The organism is Paenibacillus filicis, assembly GCF_038070315.1.
GTDB lineage: Bacteria > Bacillota > Bacilli > Paenibacillales > NBRC-103111 > Paenibacillus_G > Paenibacillus_G filicis.
This window is the reverse complement of record NZ_JBBPCC010000018.1, coordinates 1-20,928: the sequence shown is the minus strand read 5'-3', so window position 1 is coordinate 20,928 and position 20,928 is coordinate 1. Positions and strand designations below refer to the sequence as shown.

The 20,928-nt window shown below is 54.6% G+C and carries 19 protein-coding genes and 1 pseudogene; 15 read left to right on the top strand and 5 right to left on the bottom strand.

Annotated elements, in window-relative coordinates:
* The first annotated feature begins 101 nt into the window (after positions 1-101).
* The 3 genes from ilvC (at position 102) to WMW72_RS24055 (ending at position 3,356) form a co-directional block, all read left to right on the top strand.
* A complete protein-coding gene (gene ilvC / locus WMW72_RS24065) occupies positions 102-1,094 on the top strand; it encodes a ketol-acid reductoisomerase (protein ID WP_341418125.1) in 993 nt (330 codons plus the stop codon).
* Positions 1,095-1,260: 166 nt separating this feature from the next.
* On the top strand, positions 1,261-2,808 hold the full coding sequence (locus tag WMW72_RS24060; protein WP_341418124.1) for a 2-isopropylmalate synthase: 1,548 nt from the start codon (positions 1,261-1,263) through the stop codon (positions 2,806-2,808).
* Between the two features lie 131 nt (positions 2,809-2,939).
* Positions 2,940-3,356, top strand: a complete 417-nt coding sequence (locus WMW72_RS24055; RefSeq protein WP_341418123.1) for a hypothetical protein — start codon at positions 2,940-2,942, stop codon at positions 3,354-3,356.
* A 129-nt stretch (positions 3,357-3,485) separates the two neighbouring features.
* Here the strand turns inward: WMW72_RS24055 and WMW72_RS24050 are convergent, their stop codons facing one another.
* The 3 genes from WMW72_RS24050 to WMW72_RS24040 form a co-directional block, all read right to left on the bottom strand.
* On the bottom strand, positions 3,486-4,691 hold the full coding sequence (locus WMW72_RS24050; protein ID WP_341418122.1) for an aminotransferase-like domain-containing protein: 1,206 nt from the start codon (positions 4,689-4,691) through the stop codon (positions 3,486-3,488).
* 168 nt (positions 4,692-4,859) lie between these two features.
* Positions 4,860-5,507, bottom strand: a complete 648-nt coding sequence (locus tag WMW72_RS24045) for a YcdB/YcdC domain-containing protein (protein WP_341418121.1) — start codon at positions 5,505-5,507, stop codon at positions 4,860-4,862.
* Positions 5,485-6,573: a YcdB/YcdC domain-containing protein gene (locus WMW72_RS24040; protein ID WP_341418120.1), complete on the bottom strand. Its 1,089-nt coding sequence runs from the start codon at positions 6,571-6,573 to the stop codon at positions 5,485-5,487. The genes WMW72_RS24045 and WMW72_RS24040 overlap by 23 nt, the downstream gene beginning before the upstream one ends.
* Before the next feature lie 261 nt (positions 6,574-6,834).
* Here WMW72_RS24040 and leuB point away from each other — a divergent pair, with 261 nt between their 5' ends.
* The 5 genes and pseudogenes from leuB to WMW72_RS35675 form a co-directional block, all read left to right on the top strand.
* Positions 6,835-7,914: a 3-isopropylmalate dehydrogenase gene (leuB, locus tag WMW72_RS24035; protein ID WP_341418119.1), complete on the top strand. Its 1,080-nt coding sequence runs from the start codon at positions 6,835-6,837 to the stop codon at positions 7,912-7,914.
* 400 nt (positions 7,915-8,314) lie between these two features.
* Positions 8,315-8,863, top strand: coding sequence for a peroxiredoxin (locus tag WMW72_RS24030; RefSeq protein WP_341418118.1), 549 nt, complete (start codon positions 8,315-8,317; stop codon positions 8,861-8,863).
* 107 nt (positions 8,864-8,970) lie between these two features.
* Complete coding sequence (gene gcvH, locus WMW72_RS24025) at positions 8,971-9,354, top strand: glycine cleavage system protein GcvH (RefSeq protein WP_341418117.1); 384 nt, start codon at positions 8,971-8,973, stop codon at positions 9,352-9,354.
* 132 nt (positions 9,355-9,486) lie between these two features.
* Positions 9,487-10,284, top strand: a complete 798-nt coding sequence (locus WMW72_RS24020) for a peptidylprolyl isomerase (protein ID WP_341418116.1) — start codon at positions 9,487-9,489, stop codon at positions 10,282-10,284.
* Between the two features lie 24 nt (positions 10,285-10,308).
* Positions 10,309-10,569 (top strand): annotated as a pseudogene (locus WMW72_RS35675) (manganese catalase family protein); the annotation flags it as partial.
* Here the strand turns inward: WMW72_RS35675 and WMW72_RS24010 are convergent.
* Together WMW72_RS24010 and WMW72_RS24005 are read right to left on the bottom strand one after the other, a co-directional pair.
* A complete protein-coding gene (locus tag WMW72_RS24010; protein ID WP_341418115.1) occupies positions 10,558-12,531 on the bottom strand; it encodes a glycoside hydrolase family 15 protein in 1,974 nt (657 codons plus the stop codon). The pseudogene WMW72_RS35675 and the gene WMW72_RS24010 sit on opposite strands and share 12 nt — an antisense overlap.
* Before the next feature lie 240 nt (positions 12,532-12,771).
* Entirely contained in the window at positions 12,772-12,984 is a 213-nt protein-coding gene (locus tag WMW72_RS24005) for a hypothetical protein (RefSeq protein WP_341418114.1), read from the bottom strand.
* Positions 12,985-13,547: 563 nt separating this feature from the next.
* Between WMW72_RS24005 and WMW72_RS24000 the strand changes: the two genes are divergently transcribed.
* The 7 genes from WMW72_RS24000 to WMW72_RS23970 form a co-directional block, all read left to right on the top strand.
* Positions 13,548-13,976, top strand: a complete 429-nt coding sequence (locus WMW72_RS24000; RefSeq protein ID WP_341418113.1) for a hypothetical protein — start codon at positions 13,548-13,550, stop codon at positions 13,974-13,976.
* Between the two features lie 224 nt (positions 13,977-14,200).
* Positions 14,201-15,013 (top strand): RNA polymerase sigma factor SigI, encoded by an 813-nt coding sequence (gene sigI / locus WMW72_RS23995; protein WP_341418245.1) that lies wholly within the window; start codon positions 14,201-14,203, stop codon positions 15,011-15,013.
* 13 nt (positions 15,014-15,026) lie between these two features.
* A complete protein-coding gene (locus tag WMW72_RS23990; protein ID WP_341418112.1) occupies positions 15,027-16,577 on the top strand; it encodes an anti-sigma factor domain-containing protein in 1,551 nt (516 codons plus the stop codon).
* Positions 16,578-17,051: 474 nt separating this feature from the next.
* A complete protein-coding gene (locus tag WMW72_RS23985; protein ID WP_341418111.1) occupies positions 17,052-18,155 on the top strand; it encodes a BsuPI-related putative proteinase inhibitor in 1,104 nt (367 codons plus the stop codon).
* 211 nt (positions 18,156-18,366) lie between these two features.
* On the top strand, positions 18,367-19,311 hold the full coding sequence (locus tag WMW72_RS23980) for an acetylxylan esterase (RefSeq protein ID WP_341418110.1): 945 nt from the start codon (positions 18,367-18,369) through the stop codon (positions 19,309-19,311).
* A 98-nt stretch (positions 19,312-19,409) separates the two neighbouring features.
* Positions 19,410-20,438 (top strand): aldo/keto reductase, encoded by a 1,029-nt coding sequence (locus WMW72_RS23975; protein ID WP_341418109.1) that lies wholly within the window; start codon positions 19,410-19,412, stop codon positions 20,436-20,438.
* 35 nt (positions 20,439-20,473) lie between these two features.
* Positions 20,474-20,928, top strand: a 455-nt coding sequence (locus WMW72_RS23970; RefSeq protein WP_341418108.1) for a M17 family peptidase N-terminal domain-containing protein, incomplete at its 3' end; no start/stop codon positions are given.

Below are 20,928 nucleotides of genomic sequence, written 5' to 3'. Positions count from 1 at the left end.
TTTGCGGGCGCTTCGGACTTGCCTAGAGCAACGCTGTATAACGGTGGTGCGTTTGAGCACCCGTTCACAGGGTCTTAAATTAAAGGAGGAGCTATTATACCATGGCAGTAACTACGTACTATGAAAAAGATGCAGACCAAAGCGTTCTGAAGGGCAAGACAATCGCAATTATCGGCTACGGCAGCCAAGGCCACGCTCAAGCGCAAAACCTGCGTGACAGCGGTCTGAAAGTCGTTATCGGTCTTCGTGAAGGAAAGTCCTTCCAACAAGCGAAAAACGACGGCTTCGACGTTTACTCCGTAGCTGAAGCTACGAAGCTGGCTGACATCGTGCAAATCCTGATGCCAGACGAAACGCAAGCCCGTGTATACAAAAACGAAATCGAACCGAACCTGAAGCATGGCGCAGCGATCATGTTCTCCCATGGTTTCAACGTTCACTTCGGTCAAATCGCTCCATCCGCAGACAAGGACGTGTTCTTGGTTGCTCCGAAATCCCCGGGTCACATGGTTCGCCGTGTATACGTGGAAGGCTTCGGCGTACCTGGCCTGATCGCTATTCACCAAGATGCAAGCGGCCAAGCGAAAGAGCTGGGTCTGGCTTATGCTAAAGGTATCGGCTGCACACGCGCAGGCGTTATCGAAACTTCTTTCCGTGAAGAAACCGAAACCGATCTGTTCGGCGAGCAAGCCGTACTGTGCGGCGGCGCATCCGCGCTGGTTAAAGCTGGTTTCGAAACACTGGTTGAAGCAGGCTATGCTCCAGAGATGGCTTACTTCGAGTGTCTGCATGAGCTGAAGCTGATCGTTGACCTGATGTATGAAGGTGGCCTGGCTACCATGAGACATTCGATCTCCAACACAGCTGAGTACGGCGACTATGTAACAGGTCCTCGTATCATCACAGAAGAAACGAAGAAAGAAATGAAACGCGTTCTGACGGATATCCAACAAGGTAAATTCGCTCGCGACTTCATCTTGGAGAACCAATCCGGTAATGCCTTCATGACGGCTACTCGCCGCCTGGAATCCGAGCATCCGCTGGAGCAAGTCGGTTCCCAGCTTCGTGAAATGATGCACTGGATTAAGAAGTAATCGTTCCGCTCATAGCGGATGAGTCTTTAGGATGTCAGGAAGGTCGGCTTGACGACGTGAGCAGGACAGACCGGGGAACCGGACTGCGCCTGTCCGTTTTCGGGCCGTACCTTTTTGTGCTTTAAAGCAGGCGTTACTAAAACGGTAAAGCGCAGGTGAGACGGGCATGAGAAAAATTTACGTATTCGACACTTCACTGCGGGATGGCGAGCAATCTCCAGGCGTCAATCTGAATATTCAGGAAAAAGTGGAGATTGGATTGCAGCTGGAGAAATTGGGTGTGGACCGTATTGAAGCCGGTTTTCCGGCTGCCTCTCCAGGCGACCTGGCTGCTGTCAATGCAGTAGCCAGAGCGGTCAAGAACGCATCGATCATCGGCCTGTCCCGCTCTCGTGAGCAGGATATCGAGGCGGTACGCGAGGCGCTGAAGGGCGCTGAGGATCCGTGTATCCATTTGTTCCTGGCCACCAGCCCTATCCACCGCAAGCACAAGCTGCGGATGGAGAAGCATCAGGTGCTTGAGGCGGCAGCAGCGGCCATCACCTATGCCAAGAAATATTTCAGCAAGATCGAGTTTTCCGCTGAGGATGCGGGCCGCACCGAGCTGGACTTCCTGTGCGAGGTGACTGAACTTGCCATTCGTTCGGGCGCTACGGTCGTCAATATTCCGGACACCGTGGGATACTTGACTCCTTACGAGTACGGGAATATTTTCAAGACGCTCAAGGACAAGGTTCCGGGCATCGAGAAAATCCAGCTTAGCGCACACTGCCACGACGATCTCGGCATGGCGACCGTGAACGCGCTCGCCGCGATTCTGAACGGAGCCGACCAGATCGAGGGTACGATCAACGGCATCGGCGAACGCGCGGGCAACACGGCGATCGAAGAAGTCGCGATGGCGCTGGAGACCCGTCAGGAGTACTTCCAGGCCAAGACATCGCTTACGTTGTCCGAGATTGCCCGTACGAGCCGTCTGGTCAGCAAGCTGACCGGGATGCCTGTACCGGGGAACAAAGCCATCGTCGGTGCCAACGCCTTCGCCCATGAGTCCGGGATTCACCAGGACGGCGTGCTGAAGGAAAAGACGACGTATGAGATCATGTCCCCGGAGAAAATCGGCCTCAAGGGTGGCAAGCTGCCGCTGGGCAAGCTGTCTGGCCGTCACGCGTTCCGCGAGAAGCTCGTGGAGCTGGGTTACTCGTTGCCGGATGACCAGGTGAATACGGCTTTCGCCAAGTTCAAGGAACTCGCTGACAAGAAGAAGCAGGTTTCCGACGAGGACATCCTCGCACTGATCGAAGAGAAGTTGATCGAGACGCCAGAAGTCTTCGCACTTGAGACGATCCAGGTGTCTTACGGCAACCAGTCTACGCCAACGGCCAGCGTGCGCATCCGCACGTTGGAAGGCGAGACGCTCGACGAAGCCGCTGTGGGTAACGGTTCGGTGGATGCGATCTATAACGCCATCGACAAGGCGACGAAGGAAGACGTCGAGCTCGACGACTACTCGATCCAGTCTGTCACCCATGGCAAGGACGCGCTCGGCGAGGTACATGTGGTACTGAAGCAGGGCGATTATTCCGTTCAAGGCCGCGGCGTCAGCACCGACATTCTCGAAGCGAGCGCCCGTGCCTACGTGGACGCTATCAACCGCCTGATCGACAAGCGCAAGACTCCTGCGCGCGGACGCGACAACGTATCGTCGATCTAACGAATTTCTACAATGCACCAGGCCTTCCTACTAGGAAGGCCTGGTTTTTTTTCTTCGGGAGAAGGAAGGGCAGGTTGTAACCTTATGTAGGATAGCCACGTTTATCATATAAAAGGTAAAGGGGAGGTCACATGAGATACCGGTTATTTCTGATGGCCCTGTCCGTGGCACTTATGGCTGGCTGCGAGCATGCAGAGCGTAGCAAGTCCACAGCTAGTCATAGCGAGGGCTTAGCTCAATCGACATCCAATCCAACGGCCCAAGGCATGATTAAAAGAAATGCTGACGCAGATCTTTTCCAATGGAACGGCATCGTGTATGTCAACGCAAGCGATATCGAGTGGGTACAAGAAGCAGATCTTACGCCTGGGAAAAGTGTGGGGATTATTAAAAAGACTTATGAGGCGGGTATCGCGTTTGAAGACGGAATGGCGACCAAGCTTCCCGTTCATACCGAAGTCTTTGAACCCATTAAAAAAAACGGACTGATTTTGATAGTGAAGGTACATGACAAGGAAATCAGATATCTCGGCTTAGTTGAAGGCTGAACCCTATGCATAGCCATCCACTCCGATTTATGTCACGAGCCGTATAGCAGGCAAAAGCCCCTGTTCAGCAGACTATGGTCTGTCGAACAGGGGCTTTACTAGCCTGCATGCCAGGCTCTATCTTCAAACTTACGAGGTTACCTTGGCGGCTTCGAACCGCTTAATGGCCCGGTCCAGACGCTCGAAGGCGGTCTTCATTTCTTCGGTATCGGTATGCGTGAAGTTCAGGCGCATCGTATTGGTTTGCGGCTCGTCGGCATAGAAGCTGGCGCCCGGTACGAACGCAACACCTTCCTCGACGGCAAACTTCATCAGCTCGGCCGTGTCGATATGCTGCGGCATTTCCACCCAGACGAACATACCGCCCTTCGGCTCAATCCAGTGGACGCCTTCCCATTGCTGGGCTTTCAGCAGATCGATCATCTGACGCATCCGCAGCTCGTACTGGGTACGAATCAGATCGATGTGACCATAAATGTCGAAGTTCTCGAAAATTTCATGAATTGCCTGCTGGTCCATCGTACTGGAGTGCAGATCGGCAGCCTGCTTGGCGCGCGCGATGTGCCGGATAACCTCTTGATCGCCGACGACCCAGCCTGTACGCAGTGCAGGAGCCACGATCTTGGAGAACGTGCTGGTGTACACGACAGGGTTGCCGTTCGCTTCGCCTCCGAGCGAGTAGATCGAAGGAAGTGGCTCGCCTTCGCCGAACCGAAGCTCGCCGTAAGGATCGTCTTCGAGGATGAGCACATCGTTGCGCTTACAAATATCCAGTGCGCTTTGACGGCGCTCCAGGCTCCAGGCCTTTCCGGTCGGGTTAGCGAACGTAGGGATGACGTAAACGAACTTCGGCTGATGCAGCTTGATCTTCTGCTCCAGATCCTCCGGATTCATCCCGTGCTCATCGCCATCTACTGAGACGAGCTTGGCTTTGTGCGATTGGAATACCTGGATGGCAGCCAGATAAGTCGGCTTCTCGACGAGAATGACGTCGCCCGGATCGACATAAATTTTAGTAAGCAGGTCGATGGCCTGCTGGGAGCCTGTCGTCAGCAGCATGTTGTCGACGCCGGCTTGAATTCCCTTGCGGGCCAGGTGCTTGGAGATGCTTTCTCTCAGAGGCGTGTAGCCTTCGGTCAGGCCGTATTGCAGCACGCCGTTGCCGCGTTCGAATACGCGGGAGAAGGCATCGCGTACGGCATCGACCGGGAAGTACTGCTCGTTAGGCAGCCCGCCGGCGAGTGAGATAATGGAACGTCCTTGCGTGAGCTTGAGAATCTCACGAACGGCGGACGATTTGAAGCTGTCGATCGTCTCGGAGAAGCGATATTTCATCTGTAGGACTCCTTTGGAGGAAATAAGTAAATATCACGGTTTACCGGATATAAGGGTATTAACATTATTTTAATCCTTTACCGTGCCGATGACAACCGGGAAAGCAGCAGAATCGCTCATGCTGCAGCGTTCAGGTGCGGAGGATTCAGACCGGGCTGGCCCGCCGTTCTACGGCCGTCCAGCACTGATAATACCACCACTAACCGCGTCGATTCCATGGATCTGATGGCCGGACCCACTCTGCACGAGGGTGTACATCAGCTTATAGGGCATAGGCTTCTCTGCGGAAGCGTAGTCGGGCTTCCATTCCAGCTGGAGATCGAGGTTCTCTAGATAATGGAGGCGCGCCTGATAAGCGTCCAGGGCCGGATGGGCCGGGAGTACGGCGAGTTCCTCAGGCCTGAAGGCCGGACTCGGACTCATGAAATGAACAATCATCCCGGTAGAACGGTCAACTCCGATCCAAATAAGATCTGTTGCAACGGCTAGCTCCTGCTTGACGACGCGGAAGTGGAAGGCCTCCGTATCGGATTCCGGGTTCTCGGGCTTATCCCGCAGCTGCAAGTAAGGTTCCATGCCGGAGTTGACGGCCGCCAGGAAGTCCAGAGCCCGCTGGAGGCACTCGGCGCGGGATAAGCGAAGTGTCCCTGTACATGCCTCGAACCGGACGAGGGACAGAAGCCGCCCTGTCGCGGGCTCGATCTTCAGCTTGATGGTTTCCTCCGAACGCTCCCGCAACAAGGCACCTATGGTAAGCTCACGTTCGGCAAGTCCGTCAGTCGGAGGAGAGTCTTCACCTGCTGCAAGCTGCTGCAAGCTCTCCGGCCTCGTCGGTTTCCTCTGGCTGCCGGTCAGCCTCTGTGGAAGACCAATCCCGTCTGCGCCAGACAACCGCCAGCTCATGGTCCAGGTCGATCTCCCGCAGCTTCTCGTAGCGGGACGGATCGATTCCCGTCCAGGCGATGAACTTCTCGTTCATGTACACCAGCGGCTCGTCCGTGTCAGGGCGCAGTGGAACAGGGGTCCAGATTTCCTCCGTCTGCGCCTCGGATGCCTCTGTACTAGCAGAGAGTGTGGACATGAGGCGATCGACCTCGGTCTCCAGTTCGGCTAGATCGGCAGGAAAGCTGTGCCGGATCGGGCCGGGCTCGTAAACCAGACGCAATCCGTATGATGCAGCCTTGTAGTAGCTGCTGACGAGACTTAACTTAAGCTCCATAGTCAGCGTATCCGCAATCAGAGTGCGTATCTGGCCGGGATCTCCGAGCCGCGCCGGACATACCGGATCGGCCTGCTCTCCTACATACGTAAATCCACAGATTTCGCCGCTCTGGTGCACCTGGACCCGGAAGCCGGACCGGGGCAGCGGCAAGCCCATGGCTTCTTGCCCATAGTGGAGCGATTGGCCATCGTCGGTCGGCTTGCTGCCCAGGAATACGAAGCGCCCCCAGACATCAGGCCGGTGCTGCCGAACGAACTGCTCGGCTGCTGGGCGCTTATGGGGCGGGCCAGCGTCTTCCGGCTCAGCTTCCTGGGTATAAGACGAAGCCGGCCATGTCCTTGATGCTGAGTGGGTGCCATCGGTCGTGTCTTCCTCCGGGATATCGCGGGAATAGTCCAGCAGCCTTCCTTCGTCGTCAAATTTCAGCGTAATTCCCTCATCGCGCCCAGGCTTCGTCCAGACGAAGGAAACGGTCGCTTGGCGTCCTTCCTGCGCGGCCTCATATTCGTCAACGGTCAGCCGATAGGAGCCCGGAACGGAGAACAGAGACTTCGCCTGCTCCCGCAAGCGGAGCCGGAGCTGCGACCTTCTATGGACTTCTTCGGCAGACAATGCGGAATGATCGTGATCACGGGTAAATAACTGCAAAAAATGACGCATGCCCTCCACCTTTTCGATAAACAAATGATGCCTTGTGCTGCTGTCTAACTGACTATTTGAATCTATTATACCGAAATAAAAAGGGAGAAGGCACAACGGCTGCTTGCAACGAGGGGATGAGCATGGAGGCCTGCTAGAATTGCGGATGAGTCATTTATAGGAATTGACTATGAAGACGATAGCTTTTATATCTTTGTAAACGGTGGACAAATATGATATTAATGAGAGATGGAACCGACTACGAGTGGGAGTGAACTTAAGATGACTGAAGTGAAGAAAATCGCCGTTATCGGCGGAGACGGCATCGGCCCTGAGGTTGTGGCTGAAGCAATCAAAGTAATGAAGAAGACGGAAGAACTGTTTGGCTACCGCTTTGAATTCGAGCATGGCTTGTTCGGCGGAATCGCCATCGATGAGAAAGGAACGCCGCTGCCGCAAGAAACACTGGACCTGTGCCAAGGCGCAGACGCTGTGCTGCTCGGAGCCGTAGGCGGACCGAAATGGGACAACAACCCGAAGGAGCTTCGTCCGGAAACGGGTCTGCTGGGTATCCGCAAGGCGCTGGGCCTGTTCTCCAACATCCGTCCGGCTAACGTATTCGACTGTCTGAAGGACGCTTCCACGCTGAAGCCTGAAGTTCTGGAAGGTACAGACCTGATCGTCGTTCGCGAGCTGACGGGCGGCATCTACTTCGGCGAGAAGTTCCGCCGCGAAGGCGCTCAAGGTGAGGAAGCCGTCGATACTTGTGTGTACAATGTAACGGAAGTGGAGCGCATCGTGCGCCAAGCCTTCGATATCGCGATGACCCGCAGCAAGAAGCTGGCCTCGGTCGATAAAGCCAACGTTCTGGAAACTTCCCGCCTGTGGCGCGAAGTCGTGAACCGGATTGCACCGGAGTACCCGGAAGTCGAGCTGGAGCACGTACTCGTTGACAACTGCGCGATGCAATTGCTGCGCCGTCCTTCGAGCTTCGACGTCATCGTAACCGAGAACATGTTCGGCGACATCCTGAGCGACGAAGCTGCGATGCTTACAGGCTCCATCGGCATGCTATCGTCCGCTTCCCTGGGCGAAGGCGCATTCGGTCTGTACGAGCCGGTACACGGCTCTGCACCTGATATTGCCGGCCAAGGAATCTCCAACCCGATCGCTACGATTCTGTCTGTCGCTCTGATGTACCGCTTGACGTTCGGCTACCACGACGCAGCTAACGCGATCGAGCTCGCGGTGAAGGAAGTCCTGGATGCGGGTCACCGCACAGGCGATATCGCAGTCGACAAGAGCACGGCTATCGGTACAGTTGCTATGGGCGATCTGATCGTGAACGCAATCCGTAAATAATTCGCATGAAATAAGCAGCCAAAGGAGAAGCTCTTGAGAGGCATACTGTGCTCAGAGCTTCTTCTTGCTGCCTGTGCAAGCAGGAGGACCGGCTTGCCGCCGTCTGCTTGCCTCATGGCCTAGTGACGGCAGCTGTACCGGAACCTAGCCTTGTCACGGGGAAACTGCTCGACCTTCTTATAACAGGACTTATGAGACGGAAAGCCCTATATTCAGAGCAGGATAGGCATGGTATAATTTGGACAAGGAATCATCTCAGGATGATGAGGCTTCATCAGGACTTTAATGTTACAGATTAGAATCATTTTAATTAAATAATCATTTTAATCTTGACATTATTATCGTCTAATGATACGATTTGACTTGTGATAATAATTATCAATTGGGAGGAATTCAGATTATGGCAGAACGTTTGGTAGGTAAACCGGCTCCTGATTTTACATTGGAAACAGCACTGGGCGATGGCTCGGATTTCGGTAAAGTTTCTCTTTCGGATTATAAAGGCAAATGGCTCGTATTGTTCTTCTACCCGCTCGACTTCACGTTTGTTTGCCCGACTGAAATTACGGCAATCAGCGACGCTGCAGAGCAATTCAAAGCCGTTAATGCTGAAATCCTCGGCGTATCGGTAGACAGCAAACACTCCCACCGCGCTTGGATCAACACACCGGTTGACCAAAACGGCCTGGGCAAGCTGAACTTCCCGCTTGGCGCTGACATCACCAAGTCCGTAGCTCGTGACTATGGCATTCTGATCGAAGAAGAAGGCATCGCACTGCGCGGCCTATTCATCATCAACCCTGAAGGCGAGCTGCAATACCAAGTCGTTCACCACAACAATGTAGGCCGCAGCGTGGAAGAAACTTACCGCGTACTTGAGGCTCTGCAATCCGGCGGATTGTGCCCAATCGGCTGGAAAAAAGGCGACAAGCACCTGGTGGCGAAATAAGCCGCTGCGCCCAAATGATCCACACGACCCCTCGGTCTGCCCTTAACCGGCAGGCTTGGGGGTTTTTGCACGCTAAGCGCGTCTAACCATGAAAGGGGCTATATTCGTTGGAAATTGTGAAAGAGTATCAGTACAGTGAGAACCATATCTGGGTTCGCGTGGACGGCAACCGGGCCACGATCGGGCTGACCGACTTTGCCCAGGAGGAATTCGGCGTAATCGTCTTCATCGAGCTTCCCGCCGTAGGGGATAAGCTGACGGCAGGCGAGCCGCTCGGCAGTATGGAATCGGTAAAGACCGTCACGGAGCTGTATGCCCCGCTGTCCGGTCAAGTGCTGGATTTCAACCGGGAGCTTGGTAAAAATCCGGGGCTAATTAATATGTCTCCTTATCAGCAGGGCTGGATAGTGACTGTTGAGATCGCGGATGCTTCCGAGCTGGACAGCCTGTGGGATGCTGCCAAATATGAGCAAACGTATGCTCACGAGTAAACAGACAATGGTATACAGGCTGAGCTTAAGCCTCTACTAGGAAAGTCACTCTCATCGGGGGTGGCTTTTTTACGTGGATGCCAGTATGCTTGTCCTAGAAGATTATTTTATTCATGGGGGAGGCATACCGGCTTGAAGGAGAGGCTGAAGTATACCGCTGTTGGCGTTGTGATCGGAACGATGCTGACGGCAGCAGTTGGCGTAAGCGCCGCTGGGGGGCAACAGATCGAGGTGTACGCCAAGAAACTGCGGTTTATGTTTGACGGAAAAGAGAAGGCACTGGCAGAGGGAACGCCGTTTATCTATGAAGGAACGACGTATGTGCCGCTGCGCTTTGTGAGCGAAGCGCTCGGCAAGCCGGTTCAATATGATGGGAAGCGCGACACGATCTGGGTTGGCAGCCGCTATACGAAGCCGCCGGAGCTGGAGATCGACGCCGCCAAGACGTATACGGCAACTATCCAAACGACGAAGGGCCCGATCGTAATCGAGCTGTTTGCCAAGGACGCGCCGCAGACCGTTAACAACTTCATCAAGCTTGCCAAGGACGGATACTACGATGATGTGGTGTTTCACCGCATTATCCAGAGCTTCATGATCCAGACGGGCGATCCGACCGGTACAGGGCGCGGTGGCCCGGGCTACGCCTTCGCGGACGAGCTCGGAGGTACGCATAAGTACGAGACGGGGATCGTAGCAATGGCGAATGCCGGTCCGGACACGAACGGCAGCCAGTTCTTTATTTGTACGGGAGCCGATAGCGAGAACCTCAACCAGGCTCCGAATTATACCATATTCGGTAAGGTCAGTTCGGGGATGGACACCGTACAGACGATTGCCGCTACCCCGGTGGACAAGGACGGGAGAGGCGAGTCCAGCAAGCCGAAGGAAGTCGTTAAGATGCTCTCGATTGAGATCTCGGAGAACTAAGACTCCGAAGTTCAATCTTATAGAAAACGGCAGAAAACCGTGAATCCGAATTCAAATGACCTCGTTACCAGCATTACGGCCGAAGAGTTGGGTCATGTGGAGCTGGTCGCCCATGGTATTAACAAAGTCATGTCCGGTTCTACGCCTGGGGGCCAGCCCGGAAAAAATGAAGCCAGCGGAATCTCCGCTGGCTTCACGTATGCTTGTCATAGCCTTGTCGGTTCGTCTAGCACAGATAGGGCTACCGATGCTAGGCTCGTTCAAGACGGGCGTTTACTTGTCTGATCCGGTGACCAGCTTCTTGTACTTCTCGGTGTACTTGACGACGGCCAGCACATAGGTGGCATGGGACCAGGTCAGTGGTGCTACGGACACGGGCTCGCCGTTGAACGGATCCAGCTGTTCGGACAGGACGCCGCTCTCCATAGCATGCTTAACCACCCATTCCAGTGTACGGCGGGGAGCCTCCAGCTCCTCGAGCGTCTTCGCATATTCAATCTCCCACTCCGCGATCCACAGGGTACAGATGATCCATGGATTGCCGGGGACATTCTCAATATCGGACGAGCGCTGGAAGTAGTAATCATGGTAGTAGCGCGCTACGCCGCCGATCTCGGTCTTAATGGTCAGCTGCTTGCGGTTGGCCTGCATCGTACTGACGACGCGCGGATCGTCGGCCGGCAGCACGCCGAATTCGAAGATGCCGTACACGCTGCTCTCGTACGTACGGTCCTTGACCCATTCCCCGTTTTCCAGATGCAGACCCCGGACGAAGCGCCCTTCTTCTTCATCCCACAGATGCTTCAGGATGCCTGATTTGATCTTCTCCGCGTTGTGACGGTACCGGCTGGCCCGCTCTTCATCGCCGAACAGGCTGCAGAAGTTCGCGGCAGCGATCAGACCGCCGTACACGGCCGAGGCCGTAAAGGTAAAGATGCCGTATCGCTCCTCCCACAGATCGTAGCTGGGCTTAGGCAGCGAAAGGTCTTGATCAATATAACTGGACATGAACCGTGCTGCGCGGCGGATCAGTGTGCGATAGAGTGACTGCGGCAGCTCAATATCCTCGTGGCGGACGTAGTCCTGCCAGAGGGCAAACAGCACGAGCGCCGTCTCATCCTCCTGAATCGGGAGCTGCGTATTGCCGCCATTGAGATAAGGATGCCAGCTGGAGCCGACGGTTCCGTCCGGGTTGTATTTGTGATGCAGGTATCCTTCGGGCGACAGTGCATTCGCACAGAAATGGAAAAACGGCGTGATCATACCCTGATACCCGGCCATTGTCATCGAATAGGCGATCAACGCGCCGTCGCGCGGCCACATATAGCTGTAATGGTCCCGGTTGGAATGCATAATGTCCGAATCGTTGGCCGCGATGATCGCGCCGTTCACATCGGTCTGGGTACGGACGATCAGCAGGCTTTGCTTGTACAGGCGGACGCAGGCCTCGCTCAGGTTGCCATAGTCGCGCTCGGATTTGTTAACCCAGCGCTGCCAGTAGATTTTGGCCCGCTCGAGCAGCTTGTCGGGATGGCTGTCCTTGACGTAAGCATCCAGCTTCTTGACTTCCTCCAGATCCCGTCCGGCGGTCATCCAGTAGTACAGCGCGCCGTCCTCATTGGGCGGCACATGCAGGCGCAGCGAGATCGTGCTATCGACCGAGCCCTGCGCGATCGCATTGCCCGAGAGCAGACCGTCTTCCGCATCGCGCCACGTACCCTCGGCGTTGTAGAAGCGCTTGACGCCGGTCGTATACTGATACAGTCCTTCGGTTCCGGTCAAGCCGTTGAACATGAAGTAACGGTCTTTTTTATAATGAAATACGGTGTTGTTAAGCGGGTAATAGGCGGCGGTATCGCCGACCTCGGTTTCGTTGATGACAAGATCCTGGTTGAAGAACATCCGCACCTCACGGACGCTTTCCCAATGGTTGTGAACCACGATGCGCTTCAGATAAATATCCTCACGCTGGTGGACGCCGTCATTGATTAGCAGCGTGATGCCCAAGTGGTAATGCGATGCCCGCACCTCTGTAACCAGTGAGTCCTCTACATAGGAGAGCTCGAAGTTCCATTCGGGATCGGACAGCCAGGTGAACGTACCGTCGACCCATAAGCCGATGCGGCATTGATAGCCGCCGACGTGGTTCAGTTGCCCTACGTAGGGATAGTACAAGTCGCGCATGTAGGTATTGCGATCCAGATTGATTAAGAACTTACCGTTCCCGATGACGAGATGTCTTGGCATGCATCCACTTCCTTCTTATTCAGAATGCTTTCTCTCTTCCTAGAGTACCGTTTTCTGCCAAGGCGGTCAATCCGTGAAAATGAATGAAAACGTATACCGGTGCACTTTTTTTGTGGGGTAAAACGGGAATTGCCTCCAAGCGCTCTAGCAATCCCCCTATCAGCAGTCTGGCCTAATTCGGGCAAAAAAATAATCTCCGCCGGTTGGGGAGATTTAGGGGCTCTCGCTCGCTGGGGCGTGTTAATCCTGCTGTGGTAATCCGGGCTGTACCGCCGTCATTTTCATAATCATATCGTACCGGTTCGGAGACTGAAGCAGCAGGTGGTATTGGTCCGGTGCGACGCCGCTGCACGTGAGAGTTTGCCCGGTATAGTAGTGAATATGCATCTGCGAAGCCTGATCGTCATAGTGCACATACGGGATTTGCTTGGAACCGATGGCAATCCATTGCATAGGATGTCTCACTCCTCTCAAGAAAGCTCAAGAAAAATCACATTACTTGAAGTATATGTAGGTGTTCAGCCTTGTAGAAGCGGAAGCGGCCTTGCGGAGGGGAACAGAAAAGTTAAAAAATTTAGCGGTGACTGCTCCGGCTGCAACATCTGCACGGTTCATGGCGTTAGGGAATATGAATAGTGGGAGATCACGGAGGATAGATTGCAAGCGTATGCAAGCATATGGGAGCCGTCTTCCTTCATACAGTTGGAATAAGGCCGTTGAAATAAGCGGCTGCGAAGATAGGGTTGCGGTGAATGAGCTGGCCCAGGCACAATGTCCTGCGAGCCGGCTGCGCCTGGAGGGGGAACGCCAAGTAGGATGGGCTGCGAGGTTTTCATACGATATCGAGGCAGGGGAAATCGCTAGATATTCTGGAGGAGGATGGTTTCGGCCGGGAGTCTTAGGGACCAGGAAATATTTAACTTCTGGCGATTGATCAGAAAAAGCAGGATTATTGACGCTTTTGGTCGAATAAAAGATATCAGGGACAGAAATATGCGAAACGGGGGAGAACGTGAATGAGTTTTTGTTGCGGAGCCAGTATGCTAGGGACTAAAGGTACGCTGAAACATATCCGAACGCAGATTCATAATGTGCCTCTGTTGTTCTGCCCGGTATGTCATCGCGTTGAGGTCCATCACCTGGTGGAAAGTGAATATGAGATTTTGGCTGAGTATGCGCATGGGGACGGCGCTCCTGAGGTTGATTTCGGAGAATATGTCGAGCACCGGGATCAGACGGAGCTCTTCGAAAACTGTGTCAATCATGAGAATGAAGATCCGCTGGAGGTCGTGCGCAGTCAGGTGGATATGGCGCTAGACCTGCTCACCGTGGCCAAGGATATCGGCGATGCCGAATGGGAGCAGCAGTTGAAGAAGCGTCTTCATGTGCTGAGCCAGCGCAGACATAAGCTTAAGAGCAAGAATACGATACGCGGCCTGTCATGATCGGCGGCCTTTACGAAACGTCCCTAACTCCGTGTGCCTTGTCCTCCTTGTCTTTGTGCTGAGGAACATTCAGGCATGCGGCTGCCGGCATCGGCAGGCTGGTAGGGGCGTTTTTTTCTTGTCATGAAAAGTGCAAAATTTTCCTGAAAAATAGGTCGGAGGTGCCGGTTGGACCCCCGCAATCCCATAGAGAACAGCGAAAAATTTAGTGTGAGGTGGAACGGTTGCTGCTTGTTTTATTTAAGAAGTTTCTAGGAAAACGTCAGACACACCACCCGGCTCCCGGAGAGACTGCTGCACCGGAAGAGATCGTAATCCGTATACAAGAAGGTGATCTGCGCTTACGCAATCAATTTATTACCGATTATCAGCCTTATGTGGCGAAGGTAACGAGCCGATTCTGCAAACGTTATGTGGACCCGGCACGGGACGATGAGTTCAGCATTGCTCTCGGAGCCTTCAATGAGGCGATTAATCAATTCTCCCCTCAGGCGGGGCGATCATTCCTGGGTTTTGCCGAACAGGTCATGCGCCGCCGGCTTATTGACTATGTCCGCAAAGAGCAAAGATTTGCCGGACAAATTCCTTACAGCACGTTCGATGTAGAAGACGAGGAGGACCATACGGTCAATCCCGTCGAGGTTCATCAGGCTATAGAGGCCTATGAGAAACAGAAGGGGATCGAGGAACGGCGTCATGAAATTGTCGATTTAAGTCGCGCTTTATCGGAATTCGGGATACGCTTCGAGGAGCTGGTGGACGCTTCACCTAAGCATGACGACTCCAGGCAGGCATTGTTCGGCATTGGATACAAGCTCTCGGGAGATTCAGAGCTGATGAGCGTGATGCTGAGCAAGAAAATGCTGCCGATTAAGGAGCTGCTGGATCAGGTAAGCGTGTCCCGCAAGACGCTGGAGCGCAACCGCAAGTTCATCATTGCCGTCGCTCTGATCTACAGCGGGCCATACCCGTATCTGAGAGATTACTTACATATCAGAGATGATGTGGAGAGAGAGCAAGACAGCGAAAAAGAGTAGGGGGGGACGCGTCATGCATAAAGGAATTGTTATGGAAGTCACGAACAAACATCTAGTAGTCTTAAGGCCCGACGGCAGGTTCGATCGTGTCTCCCGACGGAACCGCACCTGCCAGATTGGCGAAGAGATTCAATATGCCAGGGCCGGCATCAACTGGCGGAGTCCCTCTGTTGCAGGCCGCTCGGCCTTAGCGGCGGCGGTTGTATTCAGCCTGGTGGTGTTTGCCAGCTTCAACGGCAAGCTCGGCAGTCCCGAGGTCGTCGCCTACATAACGATGGATATCAACCCGAGCGTCGAGATGGGAATCGACGTTCAAGAGAACGTATTGGAGCTGCGCGGACTGAATGATGACGGCAATATATTGATCGAACAGCTCGATTACAAGGGGAAAAATCTCGAGCAGGTGACCGAGCGGCTGCTGGACAATGCAGAGCGCGGAGCACTGGCCAAGGGTGAAGGGGAAATCGTGATTTCCAGCACGGTGATCCAGCTGGACAGCAAGGTGAATGACGAGTCGATCGCCGAGAAGATGAAACAGCAGGTTACCAAGCATATTGAAACCACTCACCCTCAACAAGTCAAGCAGTATCAAGTGGCGGCATTCGCGGCTCCTGCGGAAGTGCGTGAGGCGGCCGGTCAGAATGGCGTCTCTACAGGCAAATACTCCGTCTACTTAAATGCCAAGAACAGTGGGTCTGACGTGACCTTGGACGAAATCAAGAAGGAGTCCGTGCTGCAAATCTCCAAGTCGAAGCCTGAAGTGGCCCAGTCCATCCAGAACAAGGTTCCTTCTAAGGCTGACCTCAAGAAGCTCGTGCAGGAAGAGAAAAGCGGTGAGCTGGACAAAAAGCTCAGCGAAAGCAAGAACGCCGGTAAAAACGGAAAAGACACCAATGACAATAAAAAGAATCAGAATTCTGCGAATACCGGCAGCAAGACCAGTTCGACTGGCAACGCCTCCACGTCTAAGAATGATCCGAAGAAATCCGGCACGTCGAACGGGAAGAACAACAATAGCCGGGATGATGAAGATGACAAGAGCAGCGGTTCTACCAAGAACCGGAACGGCAAAGATGATGACAAGAAAGACGACAAGAAAGATTCAGGCAAACCATCCTCAGGCTCCGCAAAGCCGGGTACGACAGGTTCACAGACCGGTGGTGCGAAACCAGGTACTCCGGGCAGCGGCACCTCACGGGACAAGGATGATGGCAAGAACCGGAATGATGACGACGACAAGAACGACCGGGGTAAGGATGACCCGAAGCGCGTAGAGGAAACCAAGCGGGCCGAAGAACAGCGCAAAAAGCAGGAAGAGGAACGCAAGAAGCAAGAGGAACAAAGAAAAAAGCAGGAAGCTGAGCGAAAGAAGGCTGAGGAGCAGAAAAAGAAGCAAGAGTCAGATGGAAAGAAGCAAGAAGCAGATGGAAAGAGGCAAGAAGCGGATGGAAAGAAGCAAGAGTCTGACAATAAGAAACAAGAGGATGCCGGCAAGAAGCCGGGCGGTAGCGACAAGAAGCAGGAGGAAGCTAAGAAAAGCAATGATTCCGACGGTCGTTCCTGAACGGCTGGGGCTGTTCTAGGTCAGAGGACCTGGTCGGGAGTCGGGATTTGGAGAATGCCAAAGAAAGGCTTTCGTGCGAGGAGCCAGGCTGCCGGCAGGTACAGTCTGGCCTAATTGTCGCGCAAGAGGTGAACGTTCGAGCTGCAGAGGCGGCTTTACCGATCCTTGTCCAATCAAGGGGAGGGTGCTCGTTAAGAACAGCGTATGACAAGGTCCCATGAGGGCGCGATCACCCGGCAAGCTTTTCTTATAGCAAAATGAATACGTTTACATAAGAGGTAAGAAATTAAGTAAACGAGACTCTTATAAAACAAAAGGCCTAGCCTATTCAGAAGCCAGTTTCGTCACAATCACGGTGCAACCTTCCTTCATTCTCCTCCGTTAAGAGGTTAGCATATAACGGGTGGTGTGGAAATGATTAGGGTTGCGGCGGTTATGTTGGCAGGTATGCTTCTTGTGTCATCCAGCTCATCTATGGAGGGATCCTTGTCAGCCTACTCCAAGGATACTTCCGATTCGATCAAGGACGGGGCTGGCTATAAGCTGGTGGTGCCGATGAAGAGAGAGTCTGCCGCTAGCGAGCTAAGCAGCATCAAGCAGAAGATAGGGGAGCATCTAGGCGACTTGATGGAGAAACACAAAGTGAAAGTCTTGATGTTGGGAACAGATTCGGATCAAGTATTCATACAGGTCCGGCACGCGGAGGATGTAGAGCATAGGCTTACGGAGGAAGAACTTACTAAGCTGCGGCTGGCGTTGTACGAGCTGGCAGGCAGGGAGTTTCCGCTGTCGCTAGGCCAGTCTGAATGCTGTTCAGTCCCTACCCTGAGCGGCGTCATTACCAGGATTGATGGAGAACGGGTACTTATCGTAAATGAGGATAAGAGAAACGGCGATACAAGCGATCCCGAAGCAACCTTTATCTCACTGGCTGCGGAGGGAAAGATCAGGAAGGCCGGGAGCAGCGAACCGCTATCCTTCGATCAGCTCAAGATTGGCCAGCAGCTCCATGTCTGGACCACGGGACTCATGCTGCAGTCGTATCCCGGGCAGGCATCGGCGCTTAAGATTGAGATTATAGCCGAAGCCGGAGAGGCTAAGCCGCAGGTCTTGAACGGGTCTGTGAAGGAGCGGCTTGAACTCATAGGTGGCGCAAAAGGCGGGAAGAAGGCGCCCGTGCCGGCAGAGGGCTTGTTCGAGACGGAGCTGGGTATCTCGCGGGAAGCGGGCGGGTTCGTGCTGGACTTTGCCCTGCGTAATAAGTCGGGGGTCAAGCAGCCCCTCGTCTTCGGCTCGGGTCAGCAATTCGAGATCAGGGTCGTCAATGAGCAGGGGAAAGAGGTCTACCGCTGGTCCAGTGACAAGAGCTTTACGATGGCGATTCAGTCGCGCGTACTGGAGGCGGACGACAGGCTGTCATTTACGGAACGGTGGATGGGGACCGATGAAGAAGGACGTTCTCTCCCAGGCGGTCTGTACACGATATATATCGAAATCACGGCAGGCCTGGGCGATACCACGAAAGGAAAGGCGATTGCTCCGGCCGAACGTTCAGCCAAGCAGGAAGTACGTCTTTGAGGTACGATTCAGAGCTACGCAGGGGTGTAGTGCACGGTCAAATGAGTTCGCTGATGCCATGCACACAGTCAAGAGATTTAGTTGTTGTATGCATACGGCAAAAAAAATTTCCAGCTGACAGGAACTTCGCCTATGCGGATGGAAATAGTGTAGGTACGGTTACCGCCGGACACGGAATTGCATACAAGTGAAGCTGTAGGAGGAACCTGTTGTGAACGCGATTGAGAAGCGAATCGATGGTTTGTACCACTTTATGGCCGATTCTACGGCCCGGCCGGATTTGGAGGCGTATTGGGAGCAGACGCTCCGGTTGAATGCCGATGGCGTCCCCTACCGCAGGACGGAAGAGCAGACGCCGATGCAGGCAAGCGTCAGCAGGCTCACGTACGAGGCTCATGACGGAACGCCGATTCATGGATGGTATCTGCTGCCTCCGCAGCCGATTCGCACGCCTTGCCCCTGCATCGTCATCTATCACGGGTACCAGGGCTCCAAGAATGAGCCGGAAAGCTATGCCTCCTGGCTGCTGATGGGATTTGCCGTGTATGCGATCGATGTACGCGGTCAAGGCGGGGAGACTGGGAATCTGGCTCCGCAAAACTATGGCATGACCAAGGGGTGGGTCACTCAAGGGATTCTGGACAAGCATGAATGCTACTATAAGCATATCACGCTGGATGCGCTGCGAGCCGTTCAGGCAGCATCAGAGCAGCCGGAGATTGATGCGGAGCGTATCTTCGTGATGGGGACCAGCCAAGGAGGCGGGCTAGCGCTGATCACGGCGGCGCTGAGCGGACGTGTGCGCGGGGCGGTGGCCAATGTGCCGAATATGTGTCATATGGATTTCGGTATCCTCAACTCCACGAGCTCGCTGGCGGAGGCCGCCCAGTTCGTTACGGTGTTCCCTGACAAGCTGGAGCAGGTGCTGCAGACGCTCAGCTACTTCGATATCATCAATCTGGCGGACCGGATTACGGTGCCTGTGCTCTGCTCGGTAGGGCTCAAGGATATGATCTGCATGCCGGAGACGATCTTTGCAGCTTACAACCGTCTGCCGGTCAAGGACAAGACGATGGAAGTGTACCCGTTCATGGGCCATGCGCTGGGCAGAGACATGGACCGGAAGGCTTATGCATTTATGAAACGGCTGCTCTAGCAGAGCGAAGAACACCCTGAATTGGGTGTTTTTTTGCATGGGCTTGGACTATAATTGACGAGAAAGCTATCGACAGCGATTGGGGAGGAGCTTGACAGATGCGTTACACGACATTCGGCAAGACCGGTTATCGCGTATCTTCGCTCGGATTCGGCGCGATGAACTTGCCTGGAGTTCCATTGGAGCAGGCGAGGGAGGCCTTGAATTATGCGCTCGATGAAGGCGTAAACTATATTGACACAGCAGCGGCTTACCGCAACAGCGAAGAGATCATCGGGGAGTGTATTTCCCACCGAAGATCGGAGTATTTTCTGGCGACCAAGACGGGGAAGCGGGACTACGCCTCGGCCAAGGAAGAGATCGAGCGCAGCCTGACGCGGATGAAGACTGACGTGATCGACCTGCTGCAGATTCACTATGTGAACAAAGTTCAGGAATTTAAAGCGGCAATGTCCGAAGATGGGGCGTACCGGGCTGCGCTGGAAATGAAAGAAAAAGGGTATATCCGGCATATCGGCATTACCGGGCATCGGCCCGATCTGCTGACCAAGTGGATCGGCAAGGAGCAGTTTGATCAGGTGCTGTTTCACCTGAATCTGGCCCAGCCTTTCGCCCTCGATGAATTGATTCCGGAGCTGACTCGTCTGGGCATGGGGAAGGTGGCCATGAAGCCGTTGTCCGGGGGATTTATCCAGCCGGTGGACAAAGCGATCCGGTATCCGTATAGCCAGGATGTTAACGTGATCATCTCGGGGATGATCAGTGTGGACGAGGTCAGGGAGAATATTGCGGCGATGCGAGAGGAAGTCGGGGAGGCTGAGCGTATGGAGCTGGAATCCTTGGCAGTCCAACTGGGCGCACATGATTGCCGGCGCTGCAACTATTGCTCCTGTCCGGTTGAGATTTCGATCCCGGACATCCTGATCTCCAGCCAGGTGCGGACGACGTTCGGTCTGCTGCCGAAGGGTGACGGGTTCTACCAGCGGAACAAAGAGAAGATTCTGTCCTGTGCGGATCACGATCCCTGTAAGGAGAAGCCGGTCTGCGAGCCGATGTGTCCGTACAACCTGCCGATGCGCAAGGTTGTGATGGAAGCGGCCGGCTACTATGCGACCTCTTTAACCTAGTTAAACGGAAGAAAAGGAGTGGAACGATGGACCCGTTGAAGCAATATGTGACGCAGGAGCTGCCGCTTGCCATAGCGTTCGAAGAGGGAGAGGCTTCGGGAGTAGGTGCTGACGCGCTGATCCTGTTCGTGACGCCGGAGGAGCTGGCGTCGGGCGAATGGACGGATCAGGCAGGCGTAACCCTGCCTGATCCGCTGGTGGAGGCGGTCCGCGGGCTCGCCGGGCGCGGACGGTTCGCCGCCGGCCTCGGGGAGACCGAGGCCGTGTCGACACTGGGCCTGATGCCGGGCTATCAGGCCATCCTGCTGTGCGGGCTGGGCGAAGCCGCCCGCGCAAGTGCCGACGCCTGGCGTGACGCAGGCGTCTATGCGGCCCGCGCCGCGCTCGGCCTGCGGCTCGAGCGCCTCGCGGCGCCGCTGCCGCGCGCGGACGCCGGGCGCGCGGGAGAGCTGGGCGCGCGCGTGCAGGCGCTCGCCGAAGGGCTCTGGCT

Coding starts and splice junctions, on each gene's coding strand:
- WMW72_RS23975 (WP_341418109.1), top strand. CDS start 19,410: ATGCGTTACACGACATTCGGCAAGACCGGTTATCGCGTATCTTCGCTC.
- WMW72_RS24010 (WP_341418115.1), bottom strand. CDS start 12,531: ATGCCAAGACATCTCGTCATCGGGAACGGTAAGTTCTTAATCAATCTG.
- WMW72_RS23990 (WP_341418112.1), top strand. CDS start 15,027: ATGCATAAAGGAATTGTTATGGAAGTCACGAACAAACATCTAGTAGTC.
- WMW72_RS24030 (WP_341418118.1), top strand. CDS start 8,315: ATGGCAGAACGTTTGGTAGGTAAACCGGCTCCTGATTTTACATTGGAA.
- leuB (WP_341418119.1), top strand. CDS start 6,835: ATGACTGAAGTGAAGAAAATCGCCGTTATCGGCGGAGACGGCATCGGC.
- WMW72_RS24000 (WP_341418113.1), top strand. CDS start 13,548: ATGAGTTTTTGTTGCGGAGCCAGTATGCTAGGGACTAAAGGTACGCTG.
- WMW72_RS24005 (WP_341418114.1), bottom strand. CDS start 12,984: ATGCAATGGATTGCCATCGGTTCCAAGCAAATCCCGTATGTGCACTAT.
- WMW72_RS24040 (WP_341418120.1), bottom strand. CDS start 6,573: ATGCGTCATTTTTTGCAGTTATTTACCCGTGATCACGATCATTCCGCA.
- WMW72_RS23985 (WP_341418111.1), top strand. CDS start 17,052: ATGGAGGGATCCTTGTCAGCCTACTCCAAGGATACTTCCGATTCGATC.
- WMW72_RS24055 (WP_341418123.1), top strand. CDS start 2,940: ATGAGATACCGGTTATTTCTGATGGCCCTGTCCGTGGCACTTATGGCT.
- WMW72_RS24050 (WP_341418122.1), bottom strand. CDS start 4,691: ATGAAATATCGCTTCTCCGAGACGATCGACAGCTTCAAATCGTCCGCC.
- ilvC (WP_341418125.1), top strand. CDS start 102: ATGGCAGTAACTACGTACTATGAAAAAGATGCAGACCAAAGCGTTCTG.
- WMW72_RS24060 (WP_341418124.1), top strand. CDS start 1,261: ATGAGAAAAATTTACGTATTCGACACTTCACTGCGGGATGGCGAGCAA.